The following is a 25,768-nucleotide window of genomic DNA, read 5'->3' on the forward strand; positions in this document are numbered from 1 at the left end:
CCGCTTAGGTCGCGGCGGTAAGTCCGAACAGATCAGCTACAACGCCAATGCCTTTTTCGTTCTTCACCTTGAGGCAACCCTCGCCAAGCAAGACAAATTTCTCAGCATCGCCAGTTTTAGCGACCTTTTTGTCTTCATGGATCTTACGAAGCCACTGCCAAGACAGCATTTCGCGATCAATGGCGAAGGCATTACGTGCAACAGCTGCACTGGTCGCCTGGACGCGGTTCGGAACCACGTTGATCTTGCCGAATGGGCCTTCGTAGATGTCAGCGTTCGAAATAATCGAATTGCTGTTGCCATTGCTCACTGAATGGCGGAACGAAGCGACATTGCTGTCCGACATAAACGTGACGAACACACTTTTGACATAAGGCGAAACAACGAGATCGGAGAAGTTGGCACCGCTGTTGTAGCCCTGCTGCATGACATCATCGAGCAATACCTTGGTGAATGCACGCTGATCGCCATTAGTGGCTGCGACGGTCAAACCGGTAGCCTGACTATAGCCACCATTGGTACCAGTCGCGCCACGGGAAACGTTGGTCGTTACCCACGAAGGCAGGCCACCTGAAACACGGGAAGTGCCGCCGACCGAAGCAACGTTAGAGACTAAGGAGAATTCAACATCCTTCTTGAGTTCCTTGCCGCGCATCAGTTTTTGGTATTTGACCTGTTCAGCCTTACCAGCGTTGTCAACGCTATCCTGTGTGCCGGATACAATACCGGTCTTGCGCATGATCTGGGTGTAGTTCCCCATACGCACGGCAGGCGTCGACGCTGCGAACGTGTATTCATCGCCTTCTGGCACAACGTTTGCAGCGGGCGCATTCAGGTCAATGGTTTCCCATTCAGGGTGAACGCCATTGGCTCCTTCCGTGCCGATTGCTGAATAGATTGGCGTGTCTTCTGGGGTCAGTCGCGACACCACATCGTGGAGCTGTTCGCGATTACCCTTAGCGGAAGTGGTAACGAAGGTATTTGCTAATGCGGCCATCATGGCCTCCTATGAATGAAGTTGGCTATTCGAAATCGATCTGCATTGCATCGTTGATCGATCCGGTTTTGCTCAGCTTCTCCATTCGAGCGCGATTTGCCCTTGCTACTGCTTCGGTTGGGCTTTGGCGCTGACCTGGCACTTGTACCGGGGGCGCATTTCTAGCCTTGTCGAGTGCTTTCGGCTTTTGCGACATAAGCTTTTGATAAGCCATGGCGTCACGAGCCATCAGGAACAGCCTATGGTCCATCACATTACCGATCTCGTCGGGCTTGATGCCATAGCTCTGAACGCTTCTGGACAAATCTGCTTGGAACGATTGAAGTTTTGCGGGGTCTTTAAGTTCTGGCATTGCATCCATGAGAGCTTTCGCCTCATTCAGTGCCATATCCTTGTGCGCCTGCTGTCGTTGCTGGCTTGTCTCGGACAAGTGCTGCTGCTTGGCAGATAAGAGCTGCTGCAACTGCTCTGTACGGGCCTCGTAATCCGCTTTCTGCTGCATAAAAGTGATAGGGTCACTATATGCAAGCGCGGGATCCGGGGCTTGAGGCAAATGAGCCTTGGCAACGTCAATCGCAAAATCGATGTTCTGCTGGAAAAACTGTGCTTGTTGATTGGTGCTCTGCTGACGCGCTTCCAGTTCCTTACGGGTTTCTGCAAGTTCCATCGTCTTTCGAGTGTAATCGGACTGCCGAAGGTTGCCCTTCCGCCATTCTTCGATCTCACTAAGGGTGGCCTCTGTGCCGTCTGCGAGACGGTATTTCGGTTCCTCGGCCTGATCGTCTTCTGACGTTTCATCGTCCGATTGATGCGCTTCGTCCGTAGACGCTGCGGCTTCATCCGATTGCTGCTCGTCTTCTTCATCTTCAAGATGTGCGGCAGCTTCGGCAATCGATCCAAAGACGTCATCCGTGGCTTCTTGGAAGCTGGTCACGTCATTGGCTTCATTCGGGGAGGTATCGGACACGGTTCCGGTCTGTTCCGGATTGTCGGTCATAGTCATGATATAGGCTCCATCGGGCGGATAAACCGCACTGGGTCATGGCGCATCACTGCGCGGGTTTTCAGCGGTCAAACGACCTGCTGAACCTTGGTTGTCACGATCTGGGCTTTTTGCTCAATCGTGGTCCAAAGGTCTCTAATGATCTGCATCCGGTGGATCAGAGCGTCTTTTTCCTGCTCGGACGCCTCGCCTAACTTCAGCGTGATCAATTCCTCGAATGTGTCTTTCTCAACTTCGGCAAAGACAGCTTTAAGCGTTGGGTTTTCCAGAAGCTGGCGAAACTCGGCCGCACGGCGCTCATCATTCATGATTACACCCCTGCCGGTGGCTCGATATTCGTGTCGGGAACTGGAGCACTCACTTGCATTGCCGCTTTGAGCTGATTGGCTTGAGCTGTTAGTTCTGCCTCAAGCAACATTTCCTCTCGTCGTAATTGGGCGCTCACTTCTGCCTTCTCACGATCCAGCTGTAGCTGTGCCGCAGCCTTTTCACGCATCAGGCTCATTTCTAGCTCGCCTCGCTCACGCGCCGCTTGCAATTCCAGTTGCATCCTTTCGCGTTGGGCCTGTATGCCAGCGGCGGCTTTTTGCTGCTCTAGCTCTGCATGAGCCTGCGCCTTCATTTGCTCAAGCTGGATTTGCGCTTGTGCCTTCTGCACTTCGGGGTCAGGCTTCTGCTCTTGCCCCTGCTGCATCGCTTGAAGCTTATCCTGCGTGAGTTCGGTAAAGAAGCTATCTGGATTGCGAATGCCAGCCGTCTCGACAATCTTACGCAACGTGTTAGCGTATTGCTCTAAAGTCACGATGCCATTGCCGGGGCCGCCCTGAGCTATAATTAGCTCTTGCTTAGCAGCGATCTGTTGAAGAATAGCCAAGTCGCGGTCACGTGAGCCGGAGCCAAGCCCGACACTGACAGTCACGTCCATATTCGCATTCCACGAACGCGGGTCCATCTCCACCCACTGATCACGCAAACGAATAGTGCGCGGCCTGTCCTGATGCCGTACAATCAGCTTAAGCAAGCAGCGGAATAAGCGCTTTAGGCCAGTTTCGGCGATATTACGGGCATAGAGTTCGATCTTCGCATAGGCTGCGCTCTGCGCCATCATTTGACCAGCTGCGGTCTGATTTTGCAGCGCGTCCGGATCAAGTGCCATCGACTGACGTGAAACGCCGGTGCGCTTCTCGCTCAGCTCGTCCATATAGCCAAGCATGGGATAGGACTTGTCAGCCACAAACGGAACGGCCAAATCCTGCACGGCGTCCATCGTCTTCATCAAGATCATGCCGCCAAAACTTGGGTTCACAACCTCGTCAAGATTTTCAATCTGATTTTTGATAACTTTTCGCTGCGGTCTGTTGGCGAGATAAAGATTGTCCAGTGTCTGACGCAGTAAAACGGTCTTAACTCTCTGAACGTCTTCTAGCTCGTCGAACAGTGATCGTCCGTTCCAGCGATGCGGCTCAGGAATGGGCACAGCATCCGAAAATGGCACATCGTCCGACCATTCGTCGTTTGCCAGAATTACCCCGCCATCGCCAGAGCCGGCCATAACGACCTTGCGCCATTCAGCATGGCCGTCACCGTCATAATCACACCGAAGATAAACTTCGTGAACTTCGACCTCAACCATAAGTGGGTCAACGCCATCAGCCTTGCTTAGATCTGCGCTCTTCCAACGTGCGGTCTGTTCTTCGCTATCATCCAGATCGGATGATGCTGCAAGCTCCATGACCTTCTGACGGTCATGTCCATCCGCTATGAGGCTTTGCTTTGTCCGCATTGATCGATGATCAAGCAGCGTGGCATCCTCAATCGATTTTGCACCGCTATTAATGAGAAATTCTTCTGGCGGGATTGAGCAAATTTTCAATCGACCAGTACTAATAACCCGCTTAATCTTAACGGCGTGGGTGACAACTTCCTGCTCAACCGGTTGCCCTGTTTCTGGGTCTGTAACAGTCTCAACAGTTATGTCTGCCGTATGCTGCAGCACCTCAACATCATCGTCGGAAACAAGCTGTGTGAATTCAATATCACCCAAACCGGTGTAATCAAGCGTCTCATACTCTACGCTGTGATCCCACCAGTGTTTCCAGATACCGTTGCCAAACAGCAAGCCTTCATGAAAACCTTGGCTTAGGACGCGATAACCATCACATTCGCGCATAAATACGTAGTTGATGTAATCGGTGGCCTGCTTCGCGAATGCATCGTCCTGCGGGTTTTGTGGCTCATAAACAGCAATGGTTTCAGAAGCAGTGAATACCCGCATCAAACCGGGCAGGATCCACCCAATATTGTCGGATAGATCATGCGATGTAACCGATGATCGACCTTCCATGGCCGGAACATCGGACATTTGGCCGCGATAGTACTCTATCGCTCGCGCACGGCGCCCTGACAGTTCTGTGTCGTCATAGGATATCGCACTTGAGATACCGGCACGCACAAGCGAAGCCAGATCGACGTCATCCATCGACTGGTTAGATTTTGCCATGAATTAATGATCCATCTAAGGGACTGTACGTCTCACGACGTTCAAACCACCCATGCCGTTTGCGGCTGTGGCATGCGGTTATTCGTTTTGGGCTGCTCGTAATGAATAGCCATAAGGCCGAACGCATCTGCGCTATGTGACGACCAGTCGTGGTTAGGGCCCAACCCTATGCCGCGCTGTTCGTCTTTCTTTTCGTGATACCATCCGAGAGCATCAAGCCCTGCCGATGTGGTATCTTCATTGAACCACATGGAAGGAAACAGCCGTCTTGCCGCCTCAATACGCATTTTTGCAGCGCCTGAGCCTTGGTTCGGAACCACTTCCGTTTCAAAGCCCGCATCCATTAAAGCGCTTTCAAAGCTCACATCGTGAACCTTATCTTTTGTGGCACCATCATGGGGCAGAACACAGAGCGCGCTTCCATATCCATTATCGCGCAACCATTGTACATGAACCGAGAGCGGCTGGCCCTGCGCTTCGTAATGATCAAGAATGCGGATTTCCCGACCGACAAACTGAGCAACCCAAATAACGGTATGATCCGCCTTAGCGCCGGTGCCACCAATATCCCAATAAGCTCTGAGTGACATGAGCGGGTCTTTAGCCACTCTGCCAATGCGCCCCTCTGATCGAGCCTCAGTCAAATGCTTGGCGTAATAAGCGCCTTCAATGACGGTGACGTAATCGCCTTCCCAGATATGCTCGTATTGATCGGGACGTTCTGCGTAATCGTCCTGCCTGTCACGTTCAAGCTTGGCCGGAAACTTCGGATTGTCGCGCCAATTAAGCTCTGCGCCTTTTATTCGCGGATTATCCGAAAAGCGAAACCGCTTCTCGACCGGGGCATCTTTGCGCAGCGGGTTCCATGTAACCCAAAGCTCTGCATTCCAGTCCTCACCCTCTTCACGCAATGTCGGGATTAGCGTGCGCCATGCTTCATCGGTGACAGGCTCAGCTTCATCAACCCAACATAGAAGCAAGCGACCTTTCGACTTGATACTGGCAATGTTTCGATCGAGTCCGGCAAACGCAAATGATATGCGCCCATCCTTTGATTTGATGTATTTCTCGCCAATCTCATAATAAGCCAAAAGAAATGGCTCATCCTCAATGGCGCGTTTGATTTCCTCTAGCGAGCTATCCGCCAATGAGTTCATAAACTGACGGGCGCACAGGATAATCCCCGATATGCCCTGCATGCCAAACTGATAGCCCCTGACTGCGGCCATCTTGGCAAAGGATCTTGTCTTCCCAGATCCCCGTCCGCCCCATGACGCTCTTACGTCAGCATCACCGGAAAAGACCGGGATCAATTTCGGGGGCAGTTCAATCCTTGCTGTTGTCATTGCCTATCAGCGGGATAAGCTCAATGCGGGTCGGAGGCGTCATACTGCCATCGCTAGACTTGTGATCTATACCCTGCATTGGTCTGCCGTATCCGCGATCCAGAATAGCATTGGCCGCAGATACACGAGCCGCTTCACTTTCACCGGACAAAGCGATATTGACGAGCACCTGCAAAGCCTGCTCTGCGTGCTCTTTTGCCATCTCTGCCAACTCACGCTTTGCCTGGCCGACTTTTCCTTTTTTACGCCCTGCACCGGGGCGCGCACCGCCGTGCTTGCGTGTCATCTTGAATTCCTTGATTGTTTTTCAACTACAGCGGCTAGAGGCCTTGGCTTTCAGCACTACGCGGCGCTTTGGGAGATAGGCCACGCCTTCTCGGTCAATGAGGATGGGCTTGCTTTTCTTTCTTGCCGGTCCACAGAAAGGATGATGCCCGTATTCCCTCATGAAACGAACAACCTGAATATGTCCGATAACGATGATTACGGCGGACAGCACCACAAAAGCGAACACAATGGGGAACTCATCCATCACTTACACCTGCTATCCGTTAGCCAATCTGTTGTGTTGCAGTGGCTCTGATATGGAAGGGCACATGCCGCCAGAACAATGAAGGCAGAGAGAGCGAGAAGCTTGGCGGTCATCTATCCTCATCCCTTACAAAGCCGATTTGATCCATCATGCGAATGATAGGGAAGCCGTCTGCATCAATGATGCCGGTGTCTACCGGCTCCGGGTCAAATACTTCGCGGGAGAGGCTATCGAGCGCGTTAGCTTCACCCCAATCCATCTTCGGACGGCAACGGAGAGAAAAGTACCGTGCCATTTGCTCTCTCCAATGCAAAAGCCCCGCGTGAGCGAGGCTTCATGAAACTTAGTTAATGCGTGCGACATGCTAGCGTAAGGTTGAGTGCATTAAGCACTCAGCTATGAAACACCTGTTGGACTACGCCATTTTCTTTTTTGCGGTGTTAGCAGTTCTTTATACTGCTTATGCAGTCGCTTCTAACGCTTTCGTAAATATCTGAACGAGGGTGAAGTTAGCCCTTATGGCTCGCGCTACCCGGATAAGTGGGGCGTTACTGCATGAGGGCGGATAAGAAGGCCGCCACTTACCCTTGCGCTATCTGGTTGCAAAGGAAGAGGCAGCGGCCATGTCATGTGTGCGAGGCGGATAGTTGACGGGTTTGCCGCAGCATGGACCAGTGAGCGCTATACCGCCTCGCATTCCGTTGAGGCAGTGCCTCGAATCAAAAAGCGGCCCGTAAGCCGCTGTAATCTGGGCGCAACTCTGCACCTTAAAATCTGATGTCATTTATTAAGTGATTTGCTCTTGTTGTCAAGAATGAAGTGCCGATGAAGCGCATTGCACACAAGTCTTGCTGCGCCGAGCATGTGGGGCATCATCTCATCTTGGACGATGATAAACTGCAAAGCGGCCCATAGGTTTTCTGACCGATGCTGATCTTGCGTCTCCTGAACAGCTTTATGGGCTGCGTCATATGATTTTTTTACTCGCTTGCACCATTCTGAATACTGATCAGGATCGGAAGTATCGACGCTTCCATTCGGCTCGAAATATGCACCGGGTGACAAGAGGGACTTCTGATAATCGTTCCGCACGTCCAGATAGCGAAGCGCTGCCTCATACTGGTCTTGGCTCAAGCCGTCTGCACGTCCCATCATAGCAAGCCGCCCGAGGTTTGTTGCCGCCTTCTGGTCCATAGCCTGATCTTTCGTCAAATTGAATATTCTCATTCTGGCATCGATGGCTGCTTTTGCTGGATGCTCCTTTGCGCGGGACCGCCTGCCGTTTGGCTCGCGCATCACGCCTTCCTTCTTCGGCCTCCCTCTGCTCCGCTTAGCTTTTATCTTTGCTGCCTTACTGTAAGCCGCCATGTCGTTCCTCGCTGCCGTGTACTTATGCTGCCTGCTTGCTTGCCGCGTTGAATGGTTCCAAGCCTTGCGCCACTCTGATTTCATCGGCGATGGCAATCAGCTTTGCCATGCCCATCCGCCTTGGTCTGCCTCGCCCTTGACTGACATTCACCATGCCCATAGGTGAGCCTGATACCGTGTAGCCGTACTCCGAAAGAAAGCTTGCCAGATGATGGAAATCCGTAGATTCCCCTTGCTCAAACCGGCGCACACCATGCTTTGAAAGATATTCTTCGATCAGGATGGTTTCGAATTTCATGCCAACTCTCCATGCGGAACGGTGCGGACCTTCCTGCGCTTCTCACTGCTGATTGCCCGGTGGACACGCATGGCAGCGTCCGCTTCTGTGATGCCCATGATTTGAGCGATTTCCAGCGTGTCCTTCCCTTGGCGGAATAGACGCAGCGGCTTGAAAACTTCCCGGTCCTTTTTTGACCAGTAGTACGAGGATTGGGCATCAGGATAAGCGTAGTGGGCTGTGCTGGTCATGCTGCCCTCGCTGGTCCGTAAACTGTCGCGGTTTTAGCGGCCCACAGGGATCCGGGCGGGTAATCATGCTTGGCTCTGGCAACCCATGTTCCGTGATCGATACCAACTGCGAGAATTTCACGTCCCTTCGTATGATCCGTTTTCGTGCGAGACTTGCTGTAAGCAATCGCCTCGGCGCGCGCCTTCTCGACTTCGCGGACATATGCCATGTTATCGAGGATGGGCTTCATTACCCGCTCGCATTCCCGGCGCAGTTCCGGGGGAGACGGCATAAACCCATGCTGGAGGTCTGAATGACCCTGAATGATGTTCTGAACCGCCATTTCAAGGCTATGGCGCGATACGCCATGCAAGGCCCGGAAATACACCTCCTTGAATAGCTTTCGGTCACTTTGAACCCGAGAAGGCAAGGCGGAGAGGATGTACATTGCTTTCGAAATGTCCTCCTCCGTAACCAGCATCGAATACGTTTGATTGGGGGCTATCTGGTTCATCTCGTAAAATTCCTCGTTCGATCAGGTCATCTCGCCAAATGTCGGTTGCGCTCTCACCTCGCTTTGGAGGCGGTTCGCGGCGTTTACCCTGCCGATTGTCGTACCGGCCTTCGAGAATTGCGGCGAAGGACGAGGGCTGGAGCAGGAAATCCAGATCAGCCCTCCACCCCCGGTCGTTGCCACCAGTGCAAAAACTGCTCGCCTCGATCTTGGCAAGCGCCTCCAACCAGACCGACAGGCCATGCTGGCGAACCGTGGCAGCCAGTTTCCGCTTTCGAGTTTCGGTCAAAACCCGAACCGAAGGCAGTCCACAGCGGCCAGCAGTGGCGTGATAGGCTTCGAGAGCTTCCGAATGATCGAAATCTGTGGGGGAAGAGCCCCCTTTAGGGGGCGAAGGGGGATTGATAGGGGTTAGTTTTTTAGGGGGTGTGGGGGACCTTTTTTCAGGGGAAAGGTTTTCACCGTCTGAAACGTCTTGTTCCGTCTTATTAAGACGCTTTTCAGACGCTTTCTTTTCGTAGTAGCGACGATTACGTTCCTGACGCGCCGTACGAGCGGGCTTAATTTCTTGCTCTATTGCTTCGGCAGCTATCAAGGCTTGCTCAATAGTCAATCCAGCTTCAAGCATACGGCGAATGGCGGCGGCAATGCTCATTGCACCACCTCAATATCAATACCGAGGAATGCCTTCACAAGCTTGCTCTTGAGGCGGAAAACGGGTGTTTCAACACCCTTCACATCGATCACGCGAAAGCGGTCTTCTGTGAAATCCCAGAAGGCAAAATCAGCCTTGTATGTCGTGATAAGCTCACCCTTGGGGCCAAGGACGGCAAAAGGACGTTGAAGCTCTACGCCACCAACCTCGCCTGCCTGCTCGCGCAGTTTAAGCTGCACGTAATAGCGAGCCTCTGCCCGACTATCGAAAGTGATGCCATCAACAACAGTTTTCTTCGCGCCGTATTTGTTCGGCTTGGTCTGCTGGCGGAATTCTGCGGCGGTCATTCTCATGCCGCCTCGCTTTCTGCCTTGCGGCGCTCAATCTCGTTTTCAACGAGCTTCACCACTTGCTTGCGATGCTGGAGAATGCGTTCCTGTTGGGCAAACCAGTGCTCAGGGCGCGGCGGCTTTTCACGCCTGCCCTTTTCAATCTGGTCAGTCTTTGACCAGACTTCACCTGTGGCCATATCGAGCATTTCGCGCAGCGTGAGCATATTCACCTCACGCAAGCCGATACGTTTGCGATCCGCCCGGAAACAGGTCGTCGCCGTGCGGAGAAACATAGCCATGCTCGATCAGCCAGCGACCGGACGCAGGCCCGACCGATTTCCCATCGGGTAAGGTGAAATAAACGAAACCGCCGCCCTTTATGGCTTCCTCTGTGAGGGAGACCTCGCGGGCAAGGATTGCCCCCCCCATGCAGGCGACCAAGGGTTGGCTTCACGTAATGCGGTATTTTTTGCGCTTCCATTACACCCTCCATGCGAAATAGAGGCCGATCAGACAGATCAGCAGGATTGTCAGGGAAACCGTAAAGACGGCAGCGATAGCGGCGTGGAGAAGGTTCATTTCTCGTCACTCTCCATGCGTTCGAAGATTTGTTTTCGAAGCTTCCTTCTCTTGACGAACCTTCGCCAAAAGCTGCGAAGCCTCGCCGACCAAATCCTCCATATCAGCATCACTGCTCACCGCTCTTTCGAGTTCCAATTCGTGTTGAAGTTGCGCAATCTGGCGCTCGCAAAAATCGAGATAAGCCGAACGGACGCGACTAAAAACTGACGCTTCCACGGTCTTTGAGCGGCCAATGCGCAGATTGTTTAAAGTCCAATAAGACAAGCCATATCGACGGCTCAGGCGCTTAAGAGCTTGACTGTGATCGCCCCACCCTCTTGCTTCTTTCTCCGTCATGTCGCGGACATACTGTCCGGCTCTATCCACTAGTTCGCAGCTACTCATAACTTTGCGCTCCGAAGCCAATTGATGTTCCATTGACTGAAATTCTTTGCACCCCATGCCAAAAATCCTTCGCTACGTTTCAGGACATGGAGAGCAGCCTGAAACGAAACGAACGCAGGAGAGAAAGCTTGGAGTTGATCGGCTATTACGCTTGGAGAGTTCTGCAAAACGCTCGCAAAGCAGCGATAGCCCGACAGAAAGAAAACGCGGATGCTGAAATGCGTGGACCTGCTTTGTCCAAGGTTGAGAGGGAAGCCCCGCCCACGCGCCGCCAAGGCGCATCCGCTGACACCGAAGAACTTGGCGGACAGGCATTCGCGCCCGGAAGAACGCGCACGTGACGCTCGGTGTGTCTGTGAATTTGAGAATTGGACAGGACAGTTCCTCATCGCCGCCTCAATCCTGTCCAGAAAGGGGAGCCTCACCGCGCTTATTGAAGGCGGTGAGGCTTTTCTCGTCTGCTGCTTGGGAGGCGGAGGAAGCAGACGAAAGGAGATTGCGTAAAGCATGATGACGAGTGCGACCGCTCGCGCCTCGGCCAGTGATCTGGCAAGTCGCAATGAAATTACCGTCTTGTGTGGAATATACGGTCGCGTTCATGGATCAGGCCATTCCCAGAGCATCGCAGTACATTTGAAGCATTGCTTCTTCCTCCTGCCGCTCGTGGTCTTCCTTTTTGCGAAGGCGGATGATCGTGCGGACGACTTTGCTATCGAAGCCAGAGCCTTTCAGTTCCGCGTAAACTTCCTTGATGTCGTCGCCGATGGTCTTCTTTTCTTCTTCAAGGCGTTCAATACGCTCTATGAAGGCGCGAAGCTGGCCGACTGCAATTGTCTGTGCTTCCGATGTGATGTCGTCACTCATAAGGCCATCCTCGTTTTACAAAATGGATCGACGGTGAAACCACACGCGATACGCGCGGCCCGGATTACGTTTCGATTTTTGGAAAATGCGGCGAATGCGGTATTGCCACCACCAACCGCGAATGCGCTTTGTGACACTCATACCGCCACCCCGCTTCTCGCCTCTTTGCGGGGCTTGGGGGATGCATCAAGGGCTAAGCGATCAATGAACGCTTTAGCTGGCCCTCGCGTCGGTAAGCCTTCGTTCTCCCAACGCCATACCGTCGAGAGATTAACCCCGGCCATTTGGGCCAATTGGGTTTGCGTCAACTTTAAAGCACGGCGAATGGCCGGGAGATCGATGTTTGCGTTTTCCATATGCATAGTATGCGTTACGCAAACATAATCGTCAAGTCGAAACGCATACGGATAATGTGCAATATGCAAGAATGACAGAAGACACTCGCCCAGACGCTGCAAAACGGCTTGAACAAGCCCGCATAGCTCGAGGATTCAAAAACGCGCGCCAAGCCGCTGATTATTTCGGCTGGCGTTACGTGACGTACACACAGCACGAAAGCGGGCAGCGAGGCATAGTTCGTGCCGCCAACCAATACGCTAAGGCTTTTCGGGTAAGTGAAGCCTGGCTTCTGACTGGAGAGGGGAAAGGGCCGGACGGCGAAGAATTATCTTTAGAGGTCGATGCCGCGCTATCAAGGTCTAAGCCGAGGCCAAACGCGAGCTTCCCACCGCGCTACCAAGAGTTCCCTCAAGATCATTCAATTCCACTACTTGGCCAAACAGCCGGTGGTCCAAATGGGCGCTTCATTCTGAACGGCACGGAAGTTGGGCGGGTATTTTGCCCCCCTATGCTTGAAGGTGTCGAGGGCGCTTATGCGGTGATGGTTTATGGGACGTCGATGGAGCCACGATATTTTGCCGGGGAGACCGTATGGGTAAATCCGCATTTGCCCGTACGAGCAGGCGATGACGTGATCGCCCAGCTCATTGATGATGGCGAAGATGCGCCGGTCGAAAGCTATATCAAGCGATTCGAATCTCGATCCTCGCGGGTTCTCCGTCTTTACCAATACAATCCGGATGAAGGCGAAGAGCATGAACTTGAATTCGATGCTGCGGACGTGTTTTCAGTTCATAAGATCGTATTCAAAGCCAACCCCTGATCAGGGTCGTCACAGCGCCATGTGGGCCTAATAGTCAAATTTCTCGCGCGCGGCGGCGCTGGTGGACACTCTCCACATCGTATCTTTCGGCAAAGGTCGCGATAGTTTTGCACCCCTAATTCTGCCGCCCGTCGAAGATTGGATAGGTACAGCGTCCGAGAATGCCCGCAATCGTCGCAGGCGACGTAAACGGAGGCTAACTCGATCACGAGGCGGTTACCCTCATCAACAATGGACCCATCGAGCATTAGATGCGCTCCATTTCATCGACTTCTGGCGGCAATTGATTGCCATGCGCAAAGATCAGCTTTGGCGGATCAAAATCGCCTGTGTCTGCATCGCCGGTATTTGTGAAGGCTATGACCATGGGGCTGATCGCCGCCATACGTTCAGCCGTTCGCTTCGCATGCGCTGCATCTTTTGCAATGAAAGGCGTGTCTGGTCGCAAGCCTCCGCCTTTAATTTTGATGTAGCTCTGCACGATATAATTGGTTTGCATGCCCATACTCATTACTCCCTGTACGCTTGTTATGTGCGACAGGATGACTCACAAATGAGAACGAAACAAGAACATTCTTGACGAAGCGTTAACGGCATTTTGCCGCCGCTTTGCGTTGTTGTGGGAATAGAGGGGCAAATTATCGGAGCACTTCAGCGCCCCGGCGTCGCATCACCAACCCGAAACAGCAGCGAGCCAGCGAAAAGTCGGGGGGTTATCTGGCGGGATTGTTGCGCCCCCGTTGCAATTAGGTGCTTTTATGCTTTAATTAGAAGCATCCTGAGGCGAACGATGGCATATTAAAGGGTCTTCTATGGCGAACAGCAATTCATTCGAAGCACTACAGTTCCAAGTTGGGTCAATTTTTACTCCAGGATCACCGGTCAACGAGAGGGATCTTTTTGCAGGTCGCATCAAGCAAATCGGAAGTGTAGCTGATGCTGTTTCGCAGCAGGGCTACCATGCAGTTCTTTATGGAGAACGCGGCGTCGGGAAGACGTCTCTAGCCAACATAATAAAGGATATTCTTCCGGGCTCGTGGATTGTGCCGCGGGTAAACTGTGATGGAACCGATACGTTCTCAAGCCTCTGGAAGAAGGCTTTTAGAGATATAACTTTTACCACTGAAACGCATGGCATCGGCTTTACGGGAGAGAAAAACCTAACCGTTTCATCTATCGTCGACGGTTTACCTGACGTCCTAACTCCCGATTTGGTTAGAAACGTTCTATCACAGATAAGCCGTCAGGCACTTATTCTGATTGCTTTTGATGAGTTTGACCGCCTAGGCGATAAGAACGTGGCGGTGTTGATGGCAGACACTTTGAAGGGGCTTTCGGACTACTCGATTCCTGTAACCGTACTGCTTATCGGTGTTGCGGATTCCGTCGATGGATTGGTCGAGGGTCATCAATCTATTGAGAGGGCTATGATTCAAATCCCCATGCCAAGAATGTCGACAGATGAAATTCGACAGATTGTCACGAAGGGATTGGACCGCCTTAACATGTCGATTGAACCCTCCGCTCTTTCGGAAATAGTAGGTCTATCTCAAGGACTACCTTACATCACCCACCTACTTGCCCTGCATAGTACGAAGGCAACAATAACCAGACGGGCATTGTCTGTTTCTTCTGCCGATGTCGAGATAGGAATCACGGAAGCTCTATCTGGTTGGCAGCAAACAACAACCAAGTCGTATTACGATGCTGTTCAAAGCGCCCAGCCCGGGAACATTTATAAGCAGGTCTTGCTCGCTTGCGCTCTAGCTGAAACAGACGACATGGGATTCTTCTCTGCGTCTGCTGTACGCACACCTCTAAGGACGTTGACATCGCGGGATTACGATATTCCGAACTTTGCTCAACACCTGAAGAACTTCAGTGAGGAAAGCCGTGGGTCAATCCTCTTGAGAACCGGCGAAACGAGACGAATACGCTACCGTTTTGCAAGTCCATTGCACCGACCATTCATCATAATGAAAGGCTTCAAAGACGGCCTTTTAACGCGGCAGCAAATGAAGCAAATGCAAATTTGATATACTCTACCCCGCTCCGGCGGGGTTTCTTTTTGGCTATCTGCCCTATCTTTACTGCCGTGCAGTGTCGAAGGACGTGCGAACCTGAAACCTGCATAGGCCCCGGCTCGTCAGGAGACGCGCCGGGGTTTCTTTTTGGCCGCTGGAAATCCTTCGGGCGTGGGTGGCGGCGAGCGGCTGAGCGCTGGACTCGACTTATGCGCGTGAATCACCAACAATCCTTTTACCTGCCGCTGATGAACCCGCCCCTTGCCGCATCAAAAGCGATAACTTGGGATCGGGTTCACTTCGCGCAGTAGGCCCTTGGCGGGGCTGCTGTTCTCCTTAGCCGGGAGGGCTAGGCGGACACTTCATGGGAGAGCCATGGGTATAACCGCCGAAATCGACCAAACCGATGCTAGCTCGGCACGGTCTAGCGCCAGCAAGGGCGCGATATAAATACTCCGACGCAACCCGTTATGGGCTGCACCGGTGCGGCTCAAAGGGAAACCGGCGATGAAGCCCAAGTTCACTTTGACCGTCAACATCAAGCTGAATGTGGCCCTGTGCCTATTCGGTATAGCAGCCATCATTAAAGCTCTGATGTAGCAGGAAGCCTCCCATCACCGGGAGGCTTCTTGGCCCACTGATTCTACCGCATTGCGGCGGCGGGGCAATGGGGTGTATGCGTTTATGCCGATTATTTTTCGTAATGCATACTTTTTAACTTGACGGATATGTTTGCGTTATGCATACTTCTCTCAACAAACGAGTTGGGAGCCACCGATGCAAACCACCTACCAGATCACCGGAAACGACCTTGCCAGAGAGCCTAGCGGCTCGACAAAGCCAGTGAAGAAAGTCCGCGACACGAGCTTGCAGGCCGAAGTGATGGCCGAGGCCCATTACCGCTACCGCCTTTATCGCGAGCGCAATGCAAAAACCAAGCGCGTGAACGGTCGCTGGATGAATGCGCCAGCAGCATATAGCGCCGCAGATTTTGGTATTTGCCTCGCAATGGCATGGAGCTTCATCAAGGCAAAACGCGCTCGCGACGCTTGGCACCGTGGGGAAACGCAGCGCATCGCAATTGACGAGGCAACGTTCCAATCCTGCCGTTCCGACAGTTCTTTCACATCGCGCAGGGGGATTTAATCATGCCCCTCACCCGCCTTGAAGCCTTAACCCTTCCGATTTTCGCTTTCGCCGTGCCGTTTTTGGCGCTGGCCTATGGAGTACCGTCATGATCGACATGTCATTTCACCGCGTCGCCAAGGTCGAGTTGGTCACGTCTTACGTTGACAACGGCAACTCCCGAACAATCCGCATCACGAACAACAAGGGCGAGGAAACGGAAATCACTCTCTACGGCAACACTGATGCGCTCGACGCCCTGCCAAAGTCAGATGATTTCCGTGCAGTAGAAAGGGTTGCAGCATGACCCCTCGCGGCCAGATTTATCTTTCGTCAGCCCGCAGCCGTCGCAACACCGCCAATTATTGCCGCCGTGTTGCGATCGAGAACGAAGCGAAGCAGCGCGGCGAACTCGCCCGTAAGTGGTGGGATCACTATTGGGAATACCGCGCGAAGGCATGGGGCAATATTGCTACAGCCAAGCAGGAAAGGCTTGCGTCATGAGTGACCGTTACCTGAAATCCGATCTTGCCACCATTCAGGCGCAAATTGCTGAACTCGTATCGGACAATCCAGAACTGGCCGATGATGAAGAACTCCGAGTTGATATGATCGACGGGGAAACCTCTGCGATTGAATTCCTGCACCGTGTCTATCGCCGCCAGAAAAAGGCAGAGGCCCTTGCCGAGGGCGCAAAATCAGAAAAGCAGGACGCAGCAGACCGTCAGTCACGGTTTGAAAAGCAGGCAGAAGGCTACAGGGCGCTTGCTCTTAGCATTCTGAATTCTGCAAATGTTGAAAAGCTTGTGACGCCTTTCGCGACATACAGCGTCACGTCACCGCGCACCAAGGCAGAGGTGATCAACCTCGAAGATATTCCGCAGGGATATTACCGCATCGAAAAGAAAGCGGACCTCAAGGCGATTAAGTCCGCCCTTGAGAACGGCGAGGCTATCCCCGGCGCGCAACTTACCATCGGCGTTCATGGCCTTATGATCAGGAGCAAGTGATGGGCAATCTCGATCTTTGGGAGAAGTTAGGGAAAACCGACCCCGCGCACACAAAATCATTCAAGCGCTCTGGCGGCTTTTCCGGCACCGCAATCAAGCCCATGTGGTCTTACTACCGCATGACGGAAGAATTCGGCCCTGTTGGGCAAGGATGGGGAATTTATGAGCCCTCTTTTCAGGTCATCCCCGGTTCAGATGGCGAAGTGCTGGTCTATTGCACCGTCTCGATTTGGTACGAAAAGCCAGAGCAACGCTCATGGGGCGTTGGCGGAGACAAGGTTGTCGGTAAAAATAAATACGGCCTTTCTGGTGACGATGAAGCGTTCAAGAAGGCATTCACTGACGCCATCACAAATGCTCTCAAACTGATCGGCGTCGGCGCTGACGTACATATGGGGATGTTTGACGACAGCAAGTACGTCAATGGCCTCAAAGCCGAATACGGCCAAACTGCACCAGACAACAACGAGCAGAAACCCTCTCCAAAAAATGGCGAGGCTCGCGCTTTGTTCTCTGCCCTCGAAAAGGATATGCGGAAGATTTCCACCCGCTCCGACCTTGCCGCATGGTGGAAGGATAGCGAGTGTGTTGAAAAGCGCAGACAGCTTCCGAGCGATTGGCAAAAGGACCTCCATGAGGAATTCGTGAGGCATGGCACTTCCTTGCCTGATGATCAGAGGGAGGCCGCATAATGTCCAGCGCTCCAATCACAATGTCATGGGATGGCGAGGCCATGGTGCCGACCTCCCCTTATTGGGCGTCCCGCGCAGATCGCCAGTTTGTCGTTGGTGAAACTTACAAGCTTGTCGAGCATCACGACCGTTCGGAAGCCAGCCACAACCATTATTTCGCTTCCATTGCGAATGCATGGAACACGCTGCCGGATCACCTGCTGGCTGATTACCCGACCGCCGAGCATCTGCGTAAAAAGATGCTGGTCAAGTGCGGTTACGCTGATGAACGCAGCATAGTTTGCGCCAGCAAGGCCGAAGCCGATCGGATAGCCGCTTTCATCAAGCCCATGGATGAATACGCAGTTGTCATTCATCGCGAAGCAGTCGTGAAGGTATTCACCGCTCAAAGCCAGAGCATGAAGGCCATGGGCAAACGTGAGTTTCAAGAAAGCAAAGAAGCCGTTCTCGCCGCGATTGACAAGCTGCTTGGCGTGGAACCCGGAGCAACAGCGAGGGCAGCAGCATGAGCAAGCCCCTCCTTATACCGTCCCATTACCGCAGCAAGCCTTATGACGCTGTGAAGATCAAGAAAACCAAGCAGCTTGAACGCGAGGTTTACGGCCCGTTCGACCGTGAATGCGTTCTTGCCGTCGATATAGCTCTGGCATCCACTGACTTTCCGGAGGTGAGCCATGGCGCGTAAATCCTTCAACGCCAAAGAGCGCGACCGCCTTTTCAAGCTTTATGCTGGCAAGTGCTATCTCTGTGATGGCCAGATCGATCGTAAGAAAGAACGCTTTGAAATCGAGCATGTGATCCCGCTGGCAATCTCGGACGATAACAGCGATGGCAACCTGCGTCTCGCTCATGCAAAATGTCATTTGGCAAAAACAGCAACCGATCTTGCCACTATTGCCAAAGTCAAGCGGCAGGCTGGAAATCATGACGGATCGCGCGTGAAAAAGTCTGCGCTCGCCGCGAAAAACAAGCAGCCCAAACGCCTCACAAAACAACTCCCTCCCCGTAAGCGCGACATATTCGGTCGCCCTGTTAGCGAAGGTATTTCATCATGAAACTGACCCGGATGATTGACTATGAAGACCTGATTTTTCAAGCAAAGTGCCAGCTTGATAACGTGTCCGATTATTTCGATGAAGATGCATCACTGCACCGCTGCGAAGGCAATACGCTGTTTATGATCCTCGATGATGGATCGGAAGCGCGCATTGATCTTGACCCGATCATTGATTTCGTCGCTGCGATGAAGGAGTTGCGGTGATGCAATTTGAACAGAGATATTTGGGCGATGGCGTCTATGCGTCATTCGACGGCTATCAGGTCTGGTTGCACGTCAATCGGCATGATGCTGCCCCGTCAGTTGCGCTCGAACCTGCCGTCATTGATGCGCTCAACGCCTATTACAGAGACGTGACGCGCCCTGTTAGCGAAGGTGTGCGGCCATGACCATTTCAGAACAGGCCGTGAAGGCGGCGCTTGATAAATGGCGCGACCATGAATTTGACGGGACACTAGATACGCCACGGATGCGCGCTGCCCTCACCGCAGCAGCCCCTTATATGCAGGGAGCAGCGCGAGAACAGGCGTTGGACCTATCGGTACTAGAACGCTTGGCGAAAGTCGCTGACGACTATGATGAACCGGATGAGATCGGCCCGTTTCCTGACATTCAGGATGCGATGATAACCGTTCGCGATCTACGGCAAATCCGTAAGCTTCTCGCCGCCCTATCCTCCCCGGACCATGCCGACGCCGGTAAGGTGCATGAATATGTGCAGGGCTACGAGTTCCGGGCCGACAATGGCGGTGGGTACACGCCGACAGACGGCGAACTCGCTATGATCGAAGACGCCATTCAAGGGTTTATTTCCGACGCCGGTAAATCTGTCGAGGGGGATGGGTGGCTGCCGATTGAGACGGCGCCGACAAACAAGGCCATCCAGATTTTTGTCCCGAATGCTGATTATTACGGCAATGAGGGCGTCTACGCTGGAATGCTTGTTGATAGGGGAGCCGGACAACGCTGGACAACGTTCGGATGGGCAGTGGGGCGCGATCTATCGCCCGACACGCAACCTGTTCGCTGGCGTCCTCTCCACTCTGCACCAGCTTCGGAGGGCGCGGAATGAGCAAGCGCGGCGAATTTACACCATTCATCAAATCCAAAATGGAAGCGTTTCTTGGTCGAGAGACGTCCAGAACAGAACTGCGCCTCTTGCCTTACTTGCACTATGTGATGGTCAACGAACAAAGGATCGACCCGAATAAGGTCAATCAGGAAGAGCGATCAATCCTTTCACAGCTTCGAGAAGCTGGACACATCGACGGTGGCGCAGCGGGCATGGCAATTACCCGCGAGTTCTACGACTTCATCTGCGACGTGGTGTTTTACGCCTATGTCGCGCACGAAGAAACGCCTTTTGAAGCCCCATCAGGAGGCGACCGTCATGGCGAGTGAACTGAAGCCATGCGGTGGATGTGGTGCAACCAGTGAGCGAGAGCGTTGCATAGGGTGTCTGCACGACTTCGGAACGCCGGAAAGTGCATGGGTTGCCGCCCGCCCCGCTCCTGCCGCTACAGATACAGGATTGGTGACAGTCGGGTTTGTCCCACCGATGTTCGTTGAAGGCAAAGGTGCGGATTACAACGACATATTCCGTAGTGTCAGCATTGCCGAAAACTATGTCGCTGTCGTCACCCGCTCGCAGGCCGAAGAGCTATTGGCGGCGGAACGGGAAGGAAAGCGCTTTTGGCAAAATGAATACACCCAAAAGAGCAAACTTCTGCTGAAATCAGAAACCGACAACGCGGCAAAGGATGCGCGGATTAAGGAGTTGGAGGCGGATTTCAAAAAGGCTTACGACCACGGGTTTGCGGACGGATGCGGCGACACTTACGGGGATGTTGAAAGAGCAAATGCCCGGTGTGAAGCCCTCGAAGCCAAGCTCGCGGTTGCTGAAAAGGCGCTGGAGCCGTTTGCTAATGCGGCAGATGGGCGGAAGAGCGAGAGCGTCACGGGGTCCGTTTGCTTCTCGCAGCACTATCTTTTGGCAGCCCGAGCCGTGCTGGGAGGGAAGCCGTCATGAACCCCGACCACCTCCCAAATGGCCATACGATACTTGAGCAAGCCGATAGGCTTGATGGTCGAGTGAGCCAAACTGTTCGCGTTGACGCAACTGGCGAGGAATACGAACGCATTGTTCACGCCGACGAAGCTTATGGAGAGGAAGAATGAAAGTTTATGCGCTCTATCAGGGATGGGTGCAGGCTGAAATCGACGGCATCCAGATCAACGGCAAGAACTACAGCGCTTCGCAAATTCTGTCGATGGAAGCCAAACTTGCTGATCGCACTGAAGCGGACCACGCACTTGTCGACAAATACCGCGATCCGAAAACCGGCTCATTCGAATTTCCCGGCGATGTTGCCAAGATAATTCGACGCTTCGAAGCGATTATCGAAGAACAAGAGCGCGACTTGGACCAAGCCCGTTGCCACATATTCGCAGCTATGGAGGCTGGATATTAAATGACTTCCGACCTCATTACCCGTCTCTCCAAGCTAGACGTGCCTGACAGGACGACCGCCGCAACCAAACAGAAAATCCGTGATGCATTCCGCAATACACGTGAGGTTCCCGCTGTTCTTCGCGATGCTATCAACGAAAAGCTATGCCAAGAGCATATTGTTAGGCAGGGGGCGCGGTTTCACGTCCCGTCATGGAGCATGATGTGCGGCAAATGCCCGCCTTACGCTGACTTTTCAGTCCAATGGTGCAGCGAGCCATTCTGCGAAGAAAACAGAGCCGGAGTTATCGCTCTTATCGAACACGGCCACGATGAACGTCCGGTGCCGCAGCCAGCCTTAAAGGAATGGCTAGGTACCCTCTTGCGCGCAAAGGAGGCAAGCCATGAGCCGTTACGATGACCCACCACCGCAGTTCGGCCTAACGTTTGCTGGCATCTATTACGGCACCGATGCTCAAGCGCTATTTTTGCAAGATATTATCCAAGATGCGATGCGCAAACATGCCGGTAAGCCTCAAGAGAAGCTTTTAGCTAAGTGGTTCAACGAAGTTGAATATCAGCGAGGAAACGCAAAGCGCGAGCAATGGCGCGGATGGGAGGCCACCCATGGCAAGTAAGGAACTCATCGAGAAGGTGGAGCGCGCTATTGGGAACAGTGGATACCAAAACTACCCGCTCGCCATGGTACACACGGTTATCGCCAAAGCCGCCATCTCCACCATCTACGCCGCTCTACAGGAGCCGAACGCGAACCAAGAGCAATCTGGTATGCGGGAGATTATGGGCGGCACAGGCTATGTGAACCACGAGATTTACATTGATCCGGAAACACCGTGGCACACATGGCGCGCCATGCTCGCCGCCTCCGCACTTGGGGAGCAGAGCGAATGAAGTGGACTTGGATCACACCTTATGAGTTTCACAAGATGGCAAAAGAAGCTTCCGACGCAGCGCACAAAGCATTCATGGTTGCGCTTCGCCAAGCCCTGAAAGGCGGTGACAATGGCTAAGCTGACACCTGAGTACATCGAAAAACTGATCGATGAAACGGGCCGAGATGCGGTTTTCACAAAAGCGCGGGAACTCGGTTGGTCCGATGGTGGCGCGCCGCTGTTCGTTTGGAATGTCATTTGTCAGGACATTCAACGGGATCGCGCCGCACTGCGGGAAAGGGAGTGAGGGATGAAAGAGATAATATACACGCCCACCACGCTAGCGAAGCGGTGGGACTGCTCCGAGCGGCATATCCGCAACATGATAGATCGGGGCGAATTGCCTGCCTTCCGTCTGGGCGGCAAGCTGCTAAGAATACGCGGGGAAGATGTGGAGGCGCTTGAATGTCAGAATGGCGAATTACCAGATTGCGAGGCAAGTTCGCTCTCACATTCGAGCAAGACGGGAAGCGAAAGCGATACTCGCTCGGAACCGATGACCCGCGCGAGGCTTACCGCATTGCGCCTGCAATCTTTGCCGAGCTAACACGATCTAAGGGAGGGAAGGTTAAAGACTTGTGGCAAGGATACATGAGCGACAAGTCAGGCCACGCGATCATAGAGACCATGAAGTATACATGGCGAGCGCTGGAAGCACGATTTGGAGACATGGACGGGGAAAGAATATCGATTGGTGATTGCCGCGCCCATACCGAAGAAAGAAAGCGCGCAGGAATATCAGATGGGACAATTCACACAGAACTAGGCCATCTGCGCATGGTGCTGGTGTGGGCAGAAAAGCACGGCTTAATCGACAAAGCCCCATATATAGAGCGGCCACAAAAGCCAGAGCCTAAAGATCGATACATGACCAGAGACGAAGCCAAGCGCATAATTAATGAGGCAAGAACGCCTCATTTGCGTTTGGCATTTCATCTAATGCTGGCAACGGCAGCGCGTGTTACCGCCCTGCTGGAACTGACATGGGATCGTGTGGATATGGACCGCCGCCTAATCTATTTGCGCGACCCCAACGACCCGACGCGGAGAAAAGGCCGTGCCATTGTTCCGATCAATGCAACGCTTTTGGCAGCATTGCAGGAAGCGCGCGGCGGCGCGTTGACGGATTACGTCATCGAATGGGCGGGACAACCCGTAAAAAGTTTAAAGAAAGGGATTGCCACTGCGGCGGATAAAGCAGGTCTTGAAGGTATTTCCGCACACGTATTCAGGCATACCGCAGCCGTCTGGATGGTAGAGGCTGGAGTGCCGATGGAGGAAGTGTCGCAATATCTTGGGCATAAAAATGTGAATATAACCCGCAAGGTTTACGCTAAATATTCCCCCACTCATTTACGGCGGGCCGCAGAAGCTTTAGAGATGGGTATATATGAAGTTCCCCCCGGTTCATTTGAACCTGCGAAGAAGAACACAAAATGAACATAGGGCCGGAAATGCCAATTATTAAGTTCCCCCTTCCCCAGAATACCAGCATTTCCGGTCAGGCCGTTTCGTTGACATTGTAGGGGTCACAGGTTCAATCCCTGTCACGCCCACCATTCGAAATCCCCCCTTTTTTTGAAATATCGCAGCAAGATTGAACCAAATCGCCAAAGCAGCGTTTCTTAACCAGTCGTTAACCATAGGGAGGCTGGTATGCTTTGGTATTCGAAAATCGAAAGCGGCGTGGCCGCTGTGTTTCTGGTTACAGTGCCGCTCATTTTGCTGCTGACATAAGCTCACCTGAATGATGGAAAGACGCGGTTACGCCCACTCTCAGGCGCGATATTTGAAACAGCGGAGCCGCGCTTTCTTCCCGCCCTTCTACCTGTCACCTTGTTGGGCTAAGCTTGCCTTTCAACCTGTGAACAGAAATAGGAAATCGTCATGAAATCATCTCTTGCCTTTGCCGTCTCTTTCACTGTTGCAGTGCTCGCAAGTTCGGTTGCACTTGCTGATCGTCACCCGAATGCGGAAGAGCGCCAGAAAATCGATGCGGCACTCACCGCCGCCGGTTATTCTTCATGGGGCGAAGTGGAACTCGACGACAAGGTTTGGGAAGTTGATGATGCGCGGCACTCGGATGGCCAGCGTTATGATCTGAAACTCGATCCCGCAACGCTTGAGATCATCAAGAAGGAACGTGATTAAATCGCGGCAATCGGCGCTGTCGTCAGGCTGGTTCCAGCCAATAGGACCAGACAACCTGCGGAAAGATTTCTCACCTCGCAGGTTGTTTTGGCGCTTCTTTCCCATGCATAGCTGTCTGCGCATTTTGAAAGAGAGTGCCTGGCTCGCCCTTGCCGAAGCAAGATCGCGCTACATATCACTGAATATCCACTAAAAAAGGGAGTATTCAAATGAGTGGTGCAGGTATCGGCTGGATTGCAGCAATCATCATAGGCGGCCTTGCCGGATGGATAGCCTCGAACTTCATGAATAGCGGCACCGGCATATTCATGAATATCATTCTGGGTATTGTCGGCGCGGCGCTGGCCAGCTTTATTTTCGGTTTTCTCGGCGTCTCATTTGGCGGCTGGCTTGGCTATCTGATTGCGGGCTTCATCGGCGCCTGCATCCTCATATGGATCGGGCGCGCCGTCAGCGGTTAAAACCCCAATCAACCAACAAAAAGCCCCGCTTTTCGCGGGGCTTTTTGTTGGGTCTCGAATATATGCCTGTCGGGCAGCTTTATATTTTGCAATGCCTCATCCATTTAACTTGAATATAAAACTCATATTAACTAGGCTCGCATTACCCGTCCTGACCGATTGAAAACTTCGAGTGGAACAGAAATCTTGCCTCATTTTGCATCTTTGCGGCTTCCGCATTCCTATTCGCACGGCCTCATGAAATTTCTTTCTATGCTGATGTGCGTCCTCTGCTTTCAGGCCATCGCCCTGCCCATGGCCTCGGCCCAACAGCAGGGCGGGCAACGTATCGTGGCACTTGGTCCGGATGTGACCGAAATAATCTTTGCGCTGGGTGCGGGCGACAGGATCATCGCCGTGGACCGGAGCAGCAAATATCCCGACGAAACCGCAAGCAAGATCAATGCTGGCTACCGCCGCAGTCTCTCGCCCGAAGGGATATTGGGGCTCAATGCCGATCTTGTCATCGCCTCTGACGACATCGGGCCGCCGGAAGCAACCGACGTGCTCGATCAATCGGGCATTGAGATGTTTTATACTCCGGTCGACAACAGCCGCGAGGGGCTGATACGGAAGATCGAGATGATCGCAGAGCGGCTCGATCTGAAGCAGCAAGGCGACGCGCTGGTCCGCAAGGTCGCTGCCGATTTCGATGCGGCAGTGGCCTATGCCGACAAGATTTCTGCTGGCAAGCGCAAGAAGGTCGTTTTCTTCCACGGTCTGGTCCGGCTGAGCGGCGCGGGCAGCAATACGGCTGGCGATGCGTTCATCCGTTATGCCGGAGGCGTCAATCCGCTATCGGTCTATTCCGGCTTTAAGGCTGTTTCGGAGGAATGGCTGGTGAAAGCCGAACCCGACGTGGTCATGATGGTCTCGGATGGCAAGGGCGGCCCCACGCCGGAAGAGGTATTTTCGGTCAAGGCTTTGCAGCAAACGCCCGCAGCGCGCAATCGGGCCTTGGTCGTGCTGGACGGGCCTTACATGCTGGGCTTTGGACCCAGAACCGCCGAAGCGGTGCGAAAACTGGCAAGTGCGCTCTATGAAGATCAGCAGTGATGCG

45 protein-coding genes are annotated in these 25,768 nt (G+C 53.2%); 26 read left to right on the forward strand and 19 right to left on the reverse strand.

Going from position 1 to position 25,768, the window contains the following annotated elements; genetic code table 11:
• Positions 1–4 precede the first annotated feature (4 nt).
• From DKP76_RS11525 to DKP76_RS11600, 16 genes are all read right to left on the reverse strand, one after another.
• Positions 5–997 (reverse strand): DUF5309 domain-containing protein, encoded by a 993-nt coding sequence (locus tag DKP76_RS11525; RefSeq protein ID WP_109706798.1) that lies wholly within the window; start codon positions 995–997, stop codon positions 5–7.
• A 25-nt stretch (positions 998–1,022) separates the two neighbouring features.
• Positions 1,023–2,000 carry a hypothetical protein gene (locus DKP76_RS11530; RefSeq protein ID WP_109706800.1) on the reverse strand — a complete coding sequence of 326 codons (978 nt, stop codon included), beginning with the start codon at positions 1,998–2,000 and terminating at the stop codon, positions 1,023–1,025.
• 68 nt (positions 2,001–2,068) lie between these two features.
• On the reverse strand, positions 2,069–2,308 hold the full coding sequence (locus tag DKP76_RS11535; RefSeq protein ID WP_109706802.1) for a hypothetical protein: 240 nt from the start codon (positions 2,306–2,308) through the stop codon (positions 2,069–2,071).
• Positions 2,309–2,310: 2 nt separating this feature from the next.
• Positions 2,311–4,500 (reverse strand): portal protein, encoded by a 2,190-nt coding sequence (locus DKP76_RS11540; RefSeq protein ID WP_109706804.1) that lies wholly within the window; start codon positions 4,498–4,500, stop codon positions 2,311–2,313.
• Positions 4,501–4,541: 41 nt separating this feature from the next.
• On the reverse strand, positions 4,542–5,846 hold the full coding sequence (locus tag DKP76_RS11545; RefSeq protein WP_109706805.1) for a phage terminase large subunit: 1,305 nt from the start codon (positions 5,844–5,846) through the stop codon (positions 4,542–4,544).
• Entirely contained in the window at positions 5,827–6,132 is a 306-nt protein-coding gene (locus DKP76_RS11550; RefSeq protein ID WP_109706807.1) for a hypothetical protein, read from the reverse strand. The genes DKP76_RS11545 and DKP76_RS11550 overlap by 20 nt, the downstream gene beginning before the upstream one ends.
• Before the next feature lie 21 nt (positions 6,133–6,153).
• Positions 6,154–6,378 carry a hypothetical protein gene (locus tag DKP76_RS11555; RefSeq protein ID WP_109706809.1) on the reverse strand — a complete coding sequence of 75 codons (225 nt, stop codon included), beginning with the start codon at positions 6,376–6,378 and terminating at the stop codon, positions 6,154–6,156.
• Between the two features lie 109 nt (positions 6,379–6,487).
• A complete protein-coding gene (locus DKP76_RS11560) occupies positions 6,488–6,673 on the reverse strand; it encodes a hypothetical protein (RefSeq protein ID WP_109706811.1) in 186 nt (61 codons plus the stop codon).
• Positions 6,674–7,158: 485 nt separating this feature from the next.
• Complete coding sequence (locus DKP76_RS11565; RefSeq protein ID WP_245410215.1) at positions 7,159–7,674, reverse strand: hypothetical protein; 516 nt, start codon at positions 7,672–7,674, stop codon at positions 7,159–7,161.
• 94 nt (positions 7,675–7,768) lie between these two features.
• Positions 7,769–8,044 (reverse strand): hypothetical protein, encoded by a 276-nt coding sequence (locus tag DKP76_RS11570; RefSeq protein WP_109706815.1) that lies wholly within the window; start codon positions 8,042–8,044, stop codon positions 7,769–7,771.
• Complete coding sequence (locus DKP76_RS11575) at positions 8,041–8,274, reverse strand: RNA polymerase sigma factor (protein ID WP_109706817.1); 234 nt, start codon at positions 8,272–8,274, stop codon at positions 8,041–8,043. Before DKP76_RS11575 ends, DKP76_RS11570 begins: the two co-directional genes overlap by 4 nt.
• The gene (locus DKP76_RS11580; protein ID WP_109706819.1) at positions 8,271–8,768 is read right to left on the reverse strand and encodes a hypothetical protein; all 498 of its coding nucleotides are present in this window, start codon (positions 8,766–8,768) and stop codon (positions 8,271–8,273) included. The genes DKP76_RS11575 and DKP76_RS11580 overlap by 4 nt, the downstream gene beginning before the upstream one ends.
• The gene (locus tag DKP76_RS19035) at positions 8,662–9,423 is read right to left on the reverse strand and encodes a DNA replication protein (protein ID WP_146198926.1); all 762 of its coding nucleotides are present in this window, start codon (positions 9,421–9,423) and stop codon (positions 8,662–8,664) included. The genes DKP76_RS11580 and DKP76_RS19035 overlap by 107 nt, the downstream gene beginning before the upstream one ends.
• The gene (locus DKP76_RS11585; protein ID WP_245410216.1) at positions 9,420–9,770 is read right to left on the reverse strand and encodes a DUF1064 domain-containing protein; all 351 of its coding nucleotides are present in this window, start codon (positions 9,768–9,770) and stop codon (positions 9,420–9,422) included. Before DKP76_RS11585 ends, DKP76_RS19035 begins: the two co-directional genes overlap by 4 nt.
• A gap of 2 nt (positions 9,771–9,772) precedes the next feature.
• Positions 9,773–10,054 carry a hypothetical protein gene (locus tag DKP76_RS11590; protein WP_146198927.1) on the reverse strand — a complete coding sequence of 94 codons (282 nt, stop codon included), beginning with the start codon at positions 10,052–10,054 and terminating at the stop codon, positions 9,773–9,775.
• Positions 10,055–10,340: 286 nt separating this feature from the next.
• Positions 10,341–10,754: a hypothetical protein gene (locus DKP76_RS11600; RefSeq protein WP_245410217.1), complete on the reverse strand. Its 414-nt coding sequence runs from the start codon at positions 10,752–10,754 to the stop codon at positions 10,341–10,343.
• A 185-nt stretch (positions 10,755–10,939) separates the two neighbouring features.
• On the opposite strand from DKP76_RS11600, the gene DKP76_RS19755 reads away from it, so the two are divergent.
• A complete protein-coding gene (locus DKP76_RS19755) occupies positions 10,940–11,062 on the forward strand; it encodes a hypothetical protein (RefSeq protein ID WP_256448766.1) in 123 nt (40 codons plus the stop codon).
• Between the two features lie 262 nt (positions 11,063–11,324).
• Here DKP76_RS19755 and DKP76_RS11610 read toward each other — a convergent pair whose 3' ends face one another.
• Together DKP76_RS11610 and DKP76_RS19835 are read right to left on the reverse strand one after the other, a co-directional pair.
• Positions 11,325–11,585, reverse strand: coding sequence for a DUF2312 domain-containing protein (locus tag DKP76_RS11610; RefSeq protein ID WP_109706829.1), 261 nt, complete (start codon positions 11,583–11,585; stop codon positions 11,325–11,327).
• A gap of 137 nt (positions 11,586–11,722) precedes the next feature.
• Positions 11,723–11,947 carry a helix-turn-helix domain-containing protein gene (locus tag DKP76_RS19835; RefSeq protein ID WP_109706830.1) on the reverse strand — a complete coding sequence of 75 codons (225 nt, stop codon included), beginning with the start codon at positions 11,945–11,947 and terminating at the stop codon, positions 11,723–11,725.
• Positions 11,948–12,012: 65 nt separating this feature from the next.
• On the opposite strand from DKP76_RS19835, the gene DKP76_RS11620 reads away from it, so the two are divergent.
• On the forward strand, positions 12,013–12,747 hold the full coding sequence (locus DKP76_RS11620) for an XRE family transcriptional regulator (protein WP_109706832.1): 735 nt from the start codon (positions 12,013–12,015) through the stop codon (positions 12,745–12,747).
• A gap of 247 nt (positions 12,748–12,994) precedes the next feature.
• On the opposite strand, the gene DKP76_RS11630 is transcribed toward DKP76_RS11620, so the two are convergent.
• Positions 12,995–13,246, reverse strand: coding sequence for a hypothetical protein (locus tag DKP76_RS11630; RefSeq protein ID WP_245410218.1), 252 nt, complete (start codon positions 13,244–13,246; stop codon positions 12,995–12,997).
• A 313-nt stretch (positions 13,247–13,559) separates the two neighbouring features.
• Between DKP76_RS11630 and DKP76_RS11635 the strand changes: the two genes are divergently transcribed.
• From DKP76_RS11635 to DKP76_RS11740, 24 genes are all read left to right on the forward strand, one after another.
• Complete coding sequence (locus DKP76_RS11635) at positions 13,560–14,783, forward strand: AAA family ATPase (protein ID WP_109706838.1); 1,224 nt, start codon at positions 13,560–13,562, stop codon at positions 14,781–14,783.
• Between the two features lie 765 nt (positions 14,784–15,548).
• Positions 15,549–15,917, forward strand: coding sequence for a hypothetical protein (locus DKP76_RS11640; RefSeq protein WP_109706839.1), 369 nt, complete (start codon positions 15,549–15,551; stop codon positions 15,915–15,917).
• 88 nt (positions 15,918–16,005) lie between these two features.
• Positions 16,006–16,203, forward strand: coding sequence for a hypothetical protein (locus tag DKP76_RS11645; protein ID WP_109706841.1), 198 nt, complete (start codon positions 16,006–16,008; stop codon positions 16,201–16,203).
• The gene (locus DKP76_RS19040) at positions 16,200–16,400 is read left to right on the forward strand and encodes a hypothetical protein (protein WP_146198928.1); all 201 of its coding nucleotides are present in this window, start codon (positions 16,200–16,202) and stop codon (positions 16,398–16,400) included. Before DKP76_RS11645 ends, DKP76_RS19040 begins: the two co-directional genes overlap by 4 nt.
• On the forward strand, positions 16,397–16,906 hold the full coding sequence (locus DKP76_RS11650) for a siphovirus Gp157 family protein (protein WP_158279437.1): 510 nt from the start codon (positions 16,397–16,399) through the stop codon (positions 16,904–16,906). Before DKP76_RS19040 ends, DKP76_RS11650 begins: the two co-directional genes overlap by 4 nt.
• Positions 16,906–17,598: a hypothetical protein gene (locus DKP76_RS11655; RefSeq protein ID WP_109706845.1), complete on the forward strand. Its 693-nt coding sequence runs from the start codon at positions 16,906–16,908 to the stop codon at positions 17,596–17,598. The genes DKP76_RS11650 and DKP76_RS11655 overlap by 1 nt, the downstream gene beginning before the upstream one ends.
• Positions 17,598–18,107, forward strand: coding sequence for a hypothetical protein (locus DKP76_RS11660; protein ID WP_199224799.1), 510 nt, complete (start codon positions 17,598–17,600; stop codon positions 18,105–18,107). Before DKP76_RS11655 ends, DKP76_RS11660 begins: the two co-directional genes overlap by 1 nt.
• Positions 18,104–18,283 carry a hypothetical protein gene (locus tag DKP76_RS11665; protein ID WP_109706847.1) on the forward strand — a complete coding sequence of 60 codons (180 nt, stop codon included), beginning with the start codon at positions 18,104–18,106 and terminating at the stop codon, positions 18,281–18,283. The genes DKP76_RS11660 and DKP76_RS11665 overlap by 4 nt, the downstream gene beginning before the upstream one ends.
• The gene (locus DKP76_RS11670; RefSeq protein ID WP_109706849.1) at positions 18,273–18,653 is read left to right on the forward strand and encodes an HNH endonuclease; all 381 of its coding nucleotides are present in this window, start codon (positions 18,273–18,275) and stop codon (positions 18,651–18,653) included. Before DKP76_RS11665 ends, DKP76_RS11670 begins: the two co-directional genes overlap by 11 nt.
• Positions 18,650–18,859: a hypothetical protein gene (locus DKP76_RS11675; protein WP_146198930.1), complete on the forward strand. Its 210-nt coding sequence runs from the start codon at positions 18,650–18,652 to the stop codon at positions 18,857–18,859. Before DKP76_RS11670 ends, DKP76_RS11675 begins: the two co-directional genes overlap by 4 nt.
• Positions 18,859–19,044, forward strand: a complete 186-nt coding sequence (locus DKP76_RS11680; RefSeq protein WP_109706853.1) for a hypothetical protein — start codon at positions 18,859–18,861, stop codon at positions 19,042–19,044. Before DKP76_RS11675 ends, DKP76_RS11680 begins: the two co-directional genes overlap by 1 nt.
• Entirely contained in the window at positions 19,041–19,727 is a 687-nt protein-coding gene (locus tag DKP76_RS11685) for a hypothetical protein (protein ID WP_109706855.1), read from the forward strand. Before DKP76_RS11680 ends, DKP76_RS11685 begins: the two co-directional genes overlap by 4 nt.
• Positions 19,724–20,056, forward strand: coding sequence for a hypothetical protein (locus tag DKP76_RS11690; protein ID WP_109706857.1), 333 nt, complete (start codon positions 19,724–19,726; stop codon positions 20,054–20,056). Before DKP76_RS11685 ends, DKP76_RS11690 begins: the two co-directional genes overlap by 4 nt.
• Entirely contained in the window at positions 20,046–20,684 is a 639-nt protein-coding gene (locus DKP76_RS11695; protein WP_109706859.1) for a hypothetical protein, read from the forward strand. The genes DKP76_RS11690 and DKP76_RS11695 overlap by 11 nt, the downstream gene beginning before the upstream one ends.
• Complete coding sequence (locus DKP76_RS19210; RefSeq protein ID WP_158279438.1) at positions 20,681–20,833, forward strand: hypothetical protein; 153 nt, start codon at positions 20,681–20,683, stop codon at positions 20,831–20,833. The genes DKP76_RS11695 and DKP76_RS19210 overlap by 4 nt, the downstream gene beginning before the upstream one ends.
• A complete protein-coding gene (locus DKP76_RS11700) occupies positions 20,830–21,126 on the forward strand; it encodes a hypothetical protein (RefSeq protein ID WP_109706861.1) in 297 nt (98 codons plus the stop codon). The genes DKP76_RS19210 and DKP76_RS11700 overlap by 4 nt, the downstream gene beginning before the upstream one ends.
• 382 nt (positions 21,127–21,508) lie before the next feature.
• On the forward strand, positions 21,509–21,742 hold the full coding sequence (locus tag DKP76_RS11710) for a hypothetical protein (RefSeq protein WP_109706865.1): 234 nt from the start codon (positions 21,509–21,511) through the stop codon (positions 21,740–21,742).
• Complete coding sequence (locus DKP76_RS11715) at positions 21,732–22,016, forward strand: hypothetical protein (RefSeq protein WP_109706867.1); 285 nt, start codon at positions 21,732–21,734, stop codon at positions 22,014–22,016. Before DKP76_RS11710 ends, DKP76_RS11715 begins: the two co-directional genes overlap by 11 nt.
• Before the next feature lie 111 nt (positions 22,017–22,127).
• Positions 22,128–22,304 carry a hypothetical protein gene (locus DKP76_RS19215; protein ID WP_158279439.1) on the forward strand — a complete coding sequence of 59 codons (177 nt, stop codon included), beginning with the start codon at positions 22,128–22,130 and terminating at the stop codon, positions 22,302–22,304.
• Positions 22,305–22,307: 3 nt separating this feature from the next.
• Complete coding sequence (locus DKP76_RS19610) at positions 22,308–22,604, forward strand: helix-turn-helix domain-containing protein (protein ID WP_109706869.1); 297 nt, start codon at positions 22,308–22,310, stop codon at positions 22,602–22,604.
• A gap of 44 nt (positions 22,605–22,648) precedes the next feature.
• Positions 22,649–23,497 carry a tyrosine-type recombinase/integrase gene (locus DKP76_RS11725; protein ID WP_245410219.1) on the forward strand — a complete coding sequence of 283 codons (849 nt, stop codon included), beginning with the start codon at positions 22,649–22,651 and terminating at the stop codon, positions 23,495–23,497.
• 447 nt (positions 23,498–23,944) lie between these two features.
• Positions 23,945–24,208 carry a PepSY domain-containing protein gene (locus tag DKP76_RS11730; RefSeq protein WP_109706873.1) on the forward strand — a complete coding sequence of 88 codons (264 nt, stop codon included), beginning with the start codon at positions 23,945–23,947 and terminating at the stop codon, positions 24,206–24,208.
• A gap of 209 nt (positions 24,209–24,417) precedes the next feature.
• Entirely contained in the window at positions 24,418–24,669 is a 252-nt protein-coding gene (locus tag DKP76_RS11735; protein WP_109706875.1) for a GlsB/YeaQ/YmgE family stress response membrane protein, read from the forward strand.
• A 237-nt stretch (positions 24,670–24,906) separates the two neighbouring features.
• Positions 24,907–25,764, forward strand: a complete 858-nt coding sequence (locus tag DKP76_RS11740; protein ID WP_109707210.1) for a heme/hemin ABC transporter substrate-binding protein — start codon at positions 24,907–24,909, stop codon at positions 25,762–25,764.
• The last annotated feature ends 4 nt before the right edge of the window (positions 25,765–25,768 follow it).

Source organism: Falsochrobactrum shanghaiense (assembly GCF_003149535.1).
Lineage (GTDB): Bacteria > Pseudomonadota > Alphaproteobacteria > Rhizobiales > Rhizobiaceae > Brucella > Brucella shanghaiense.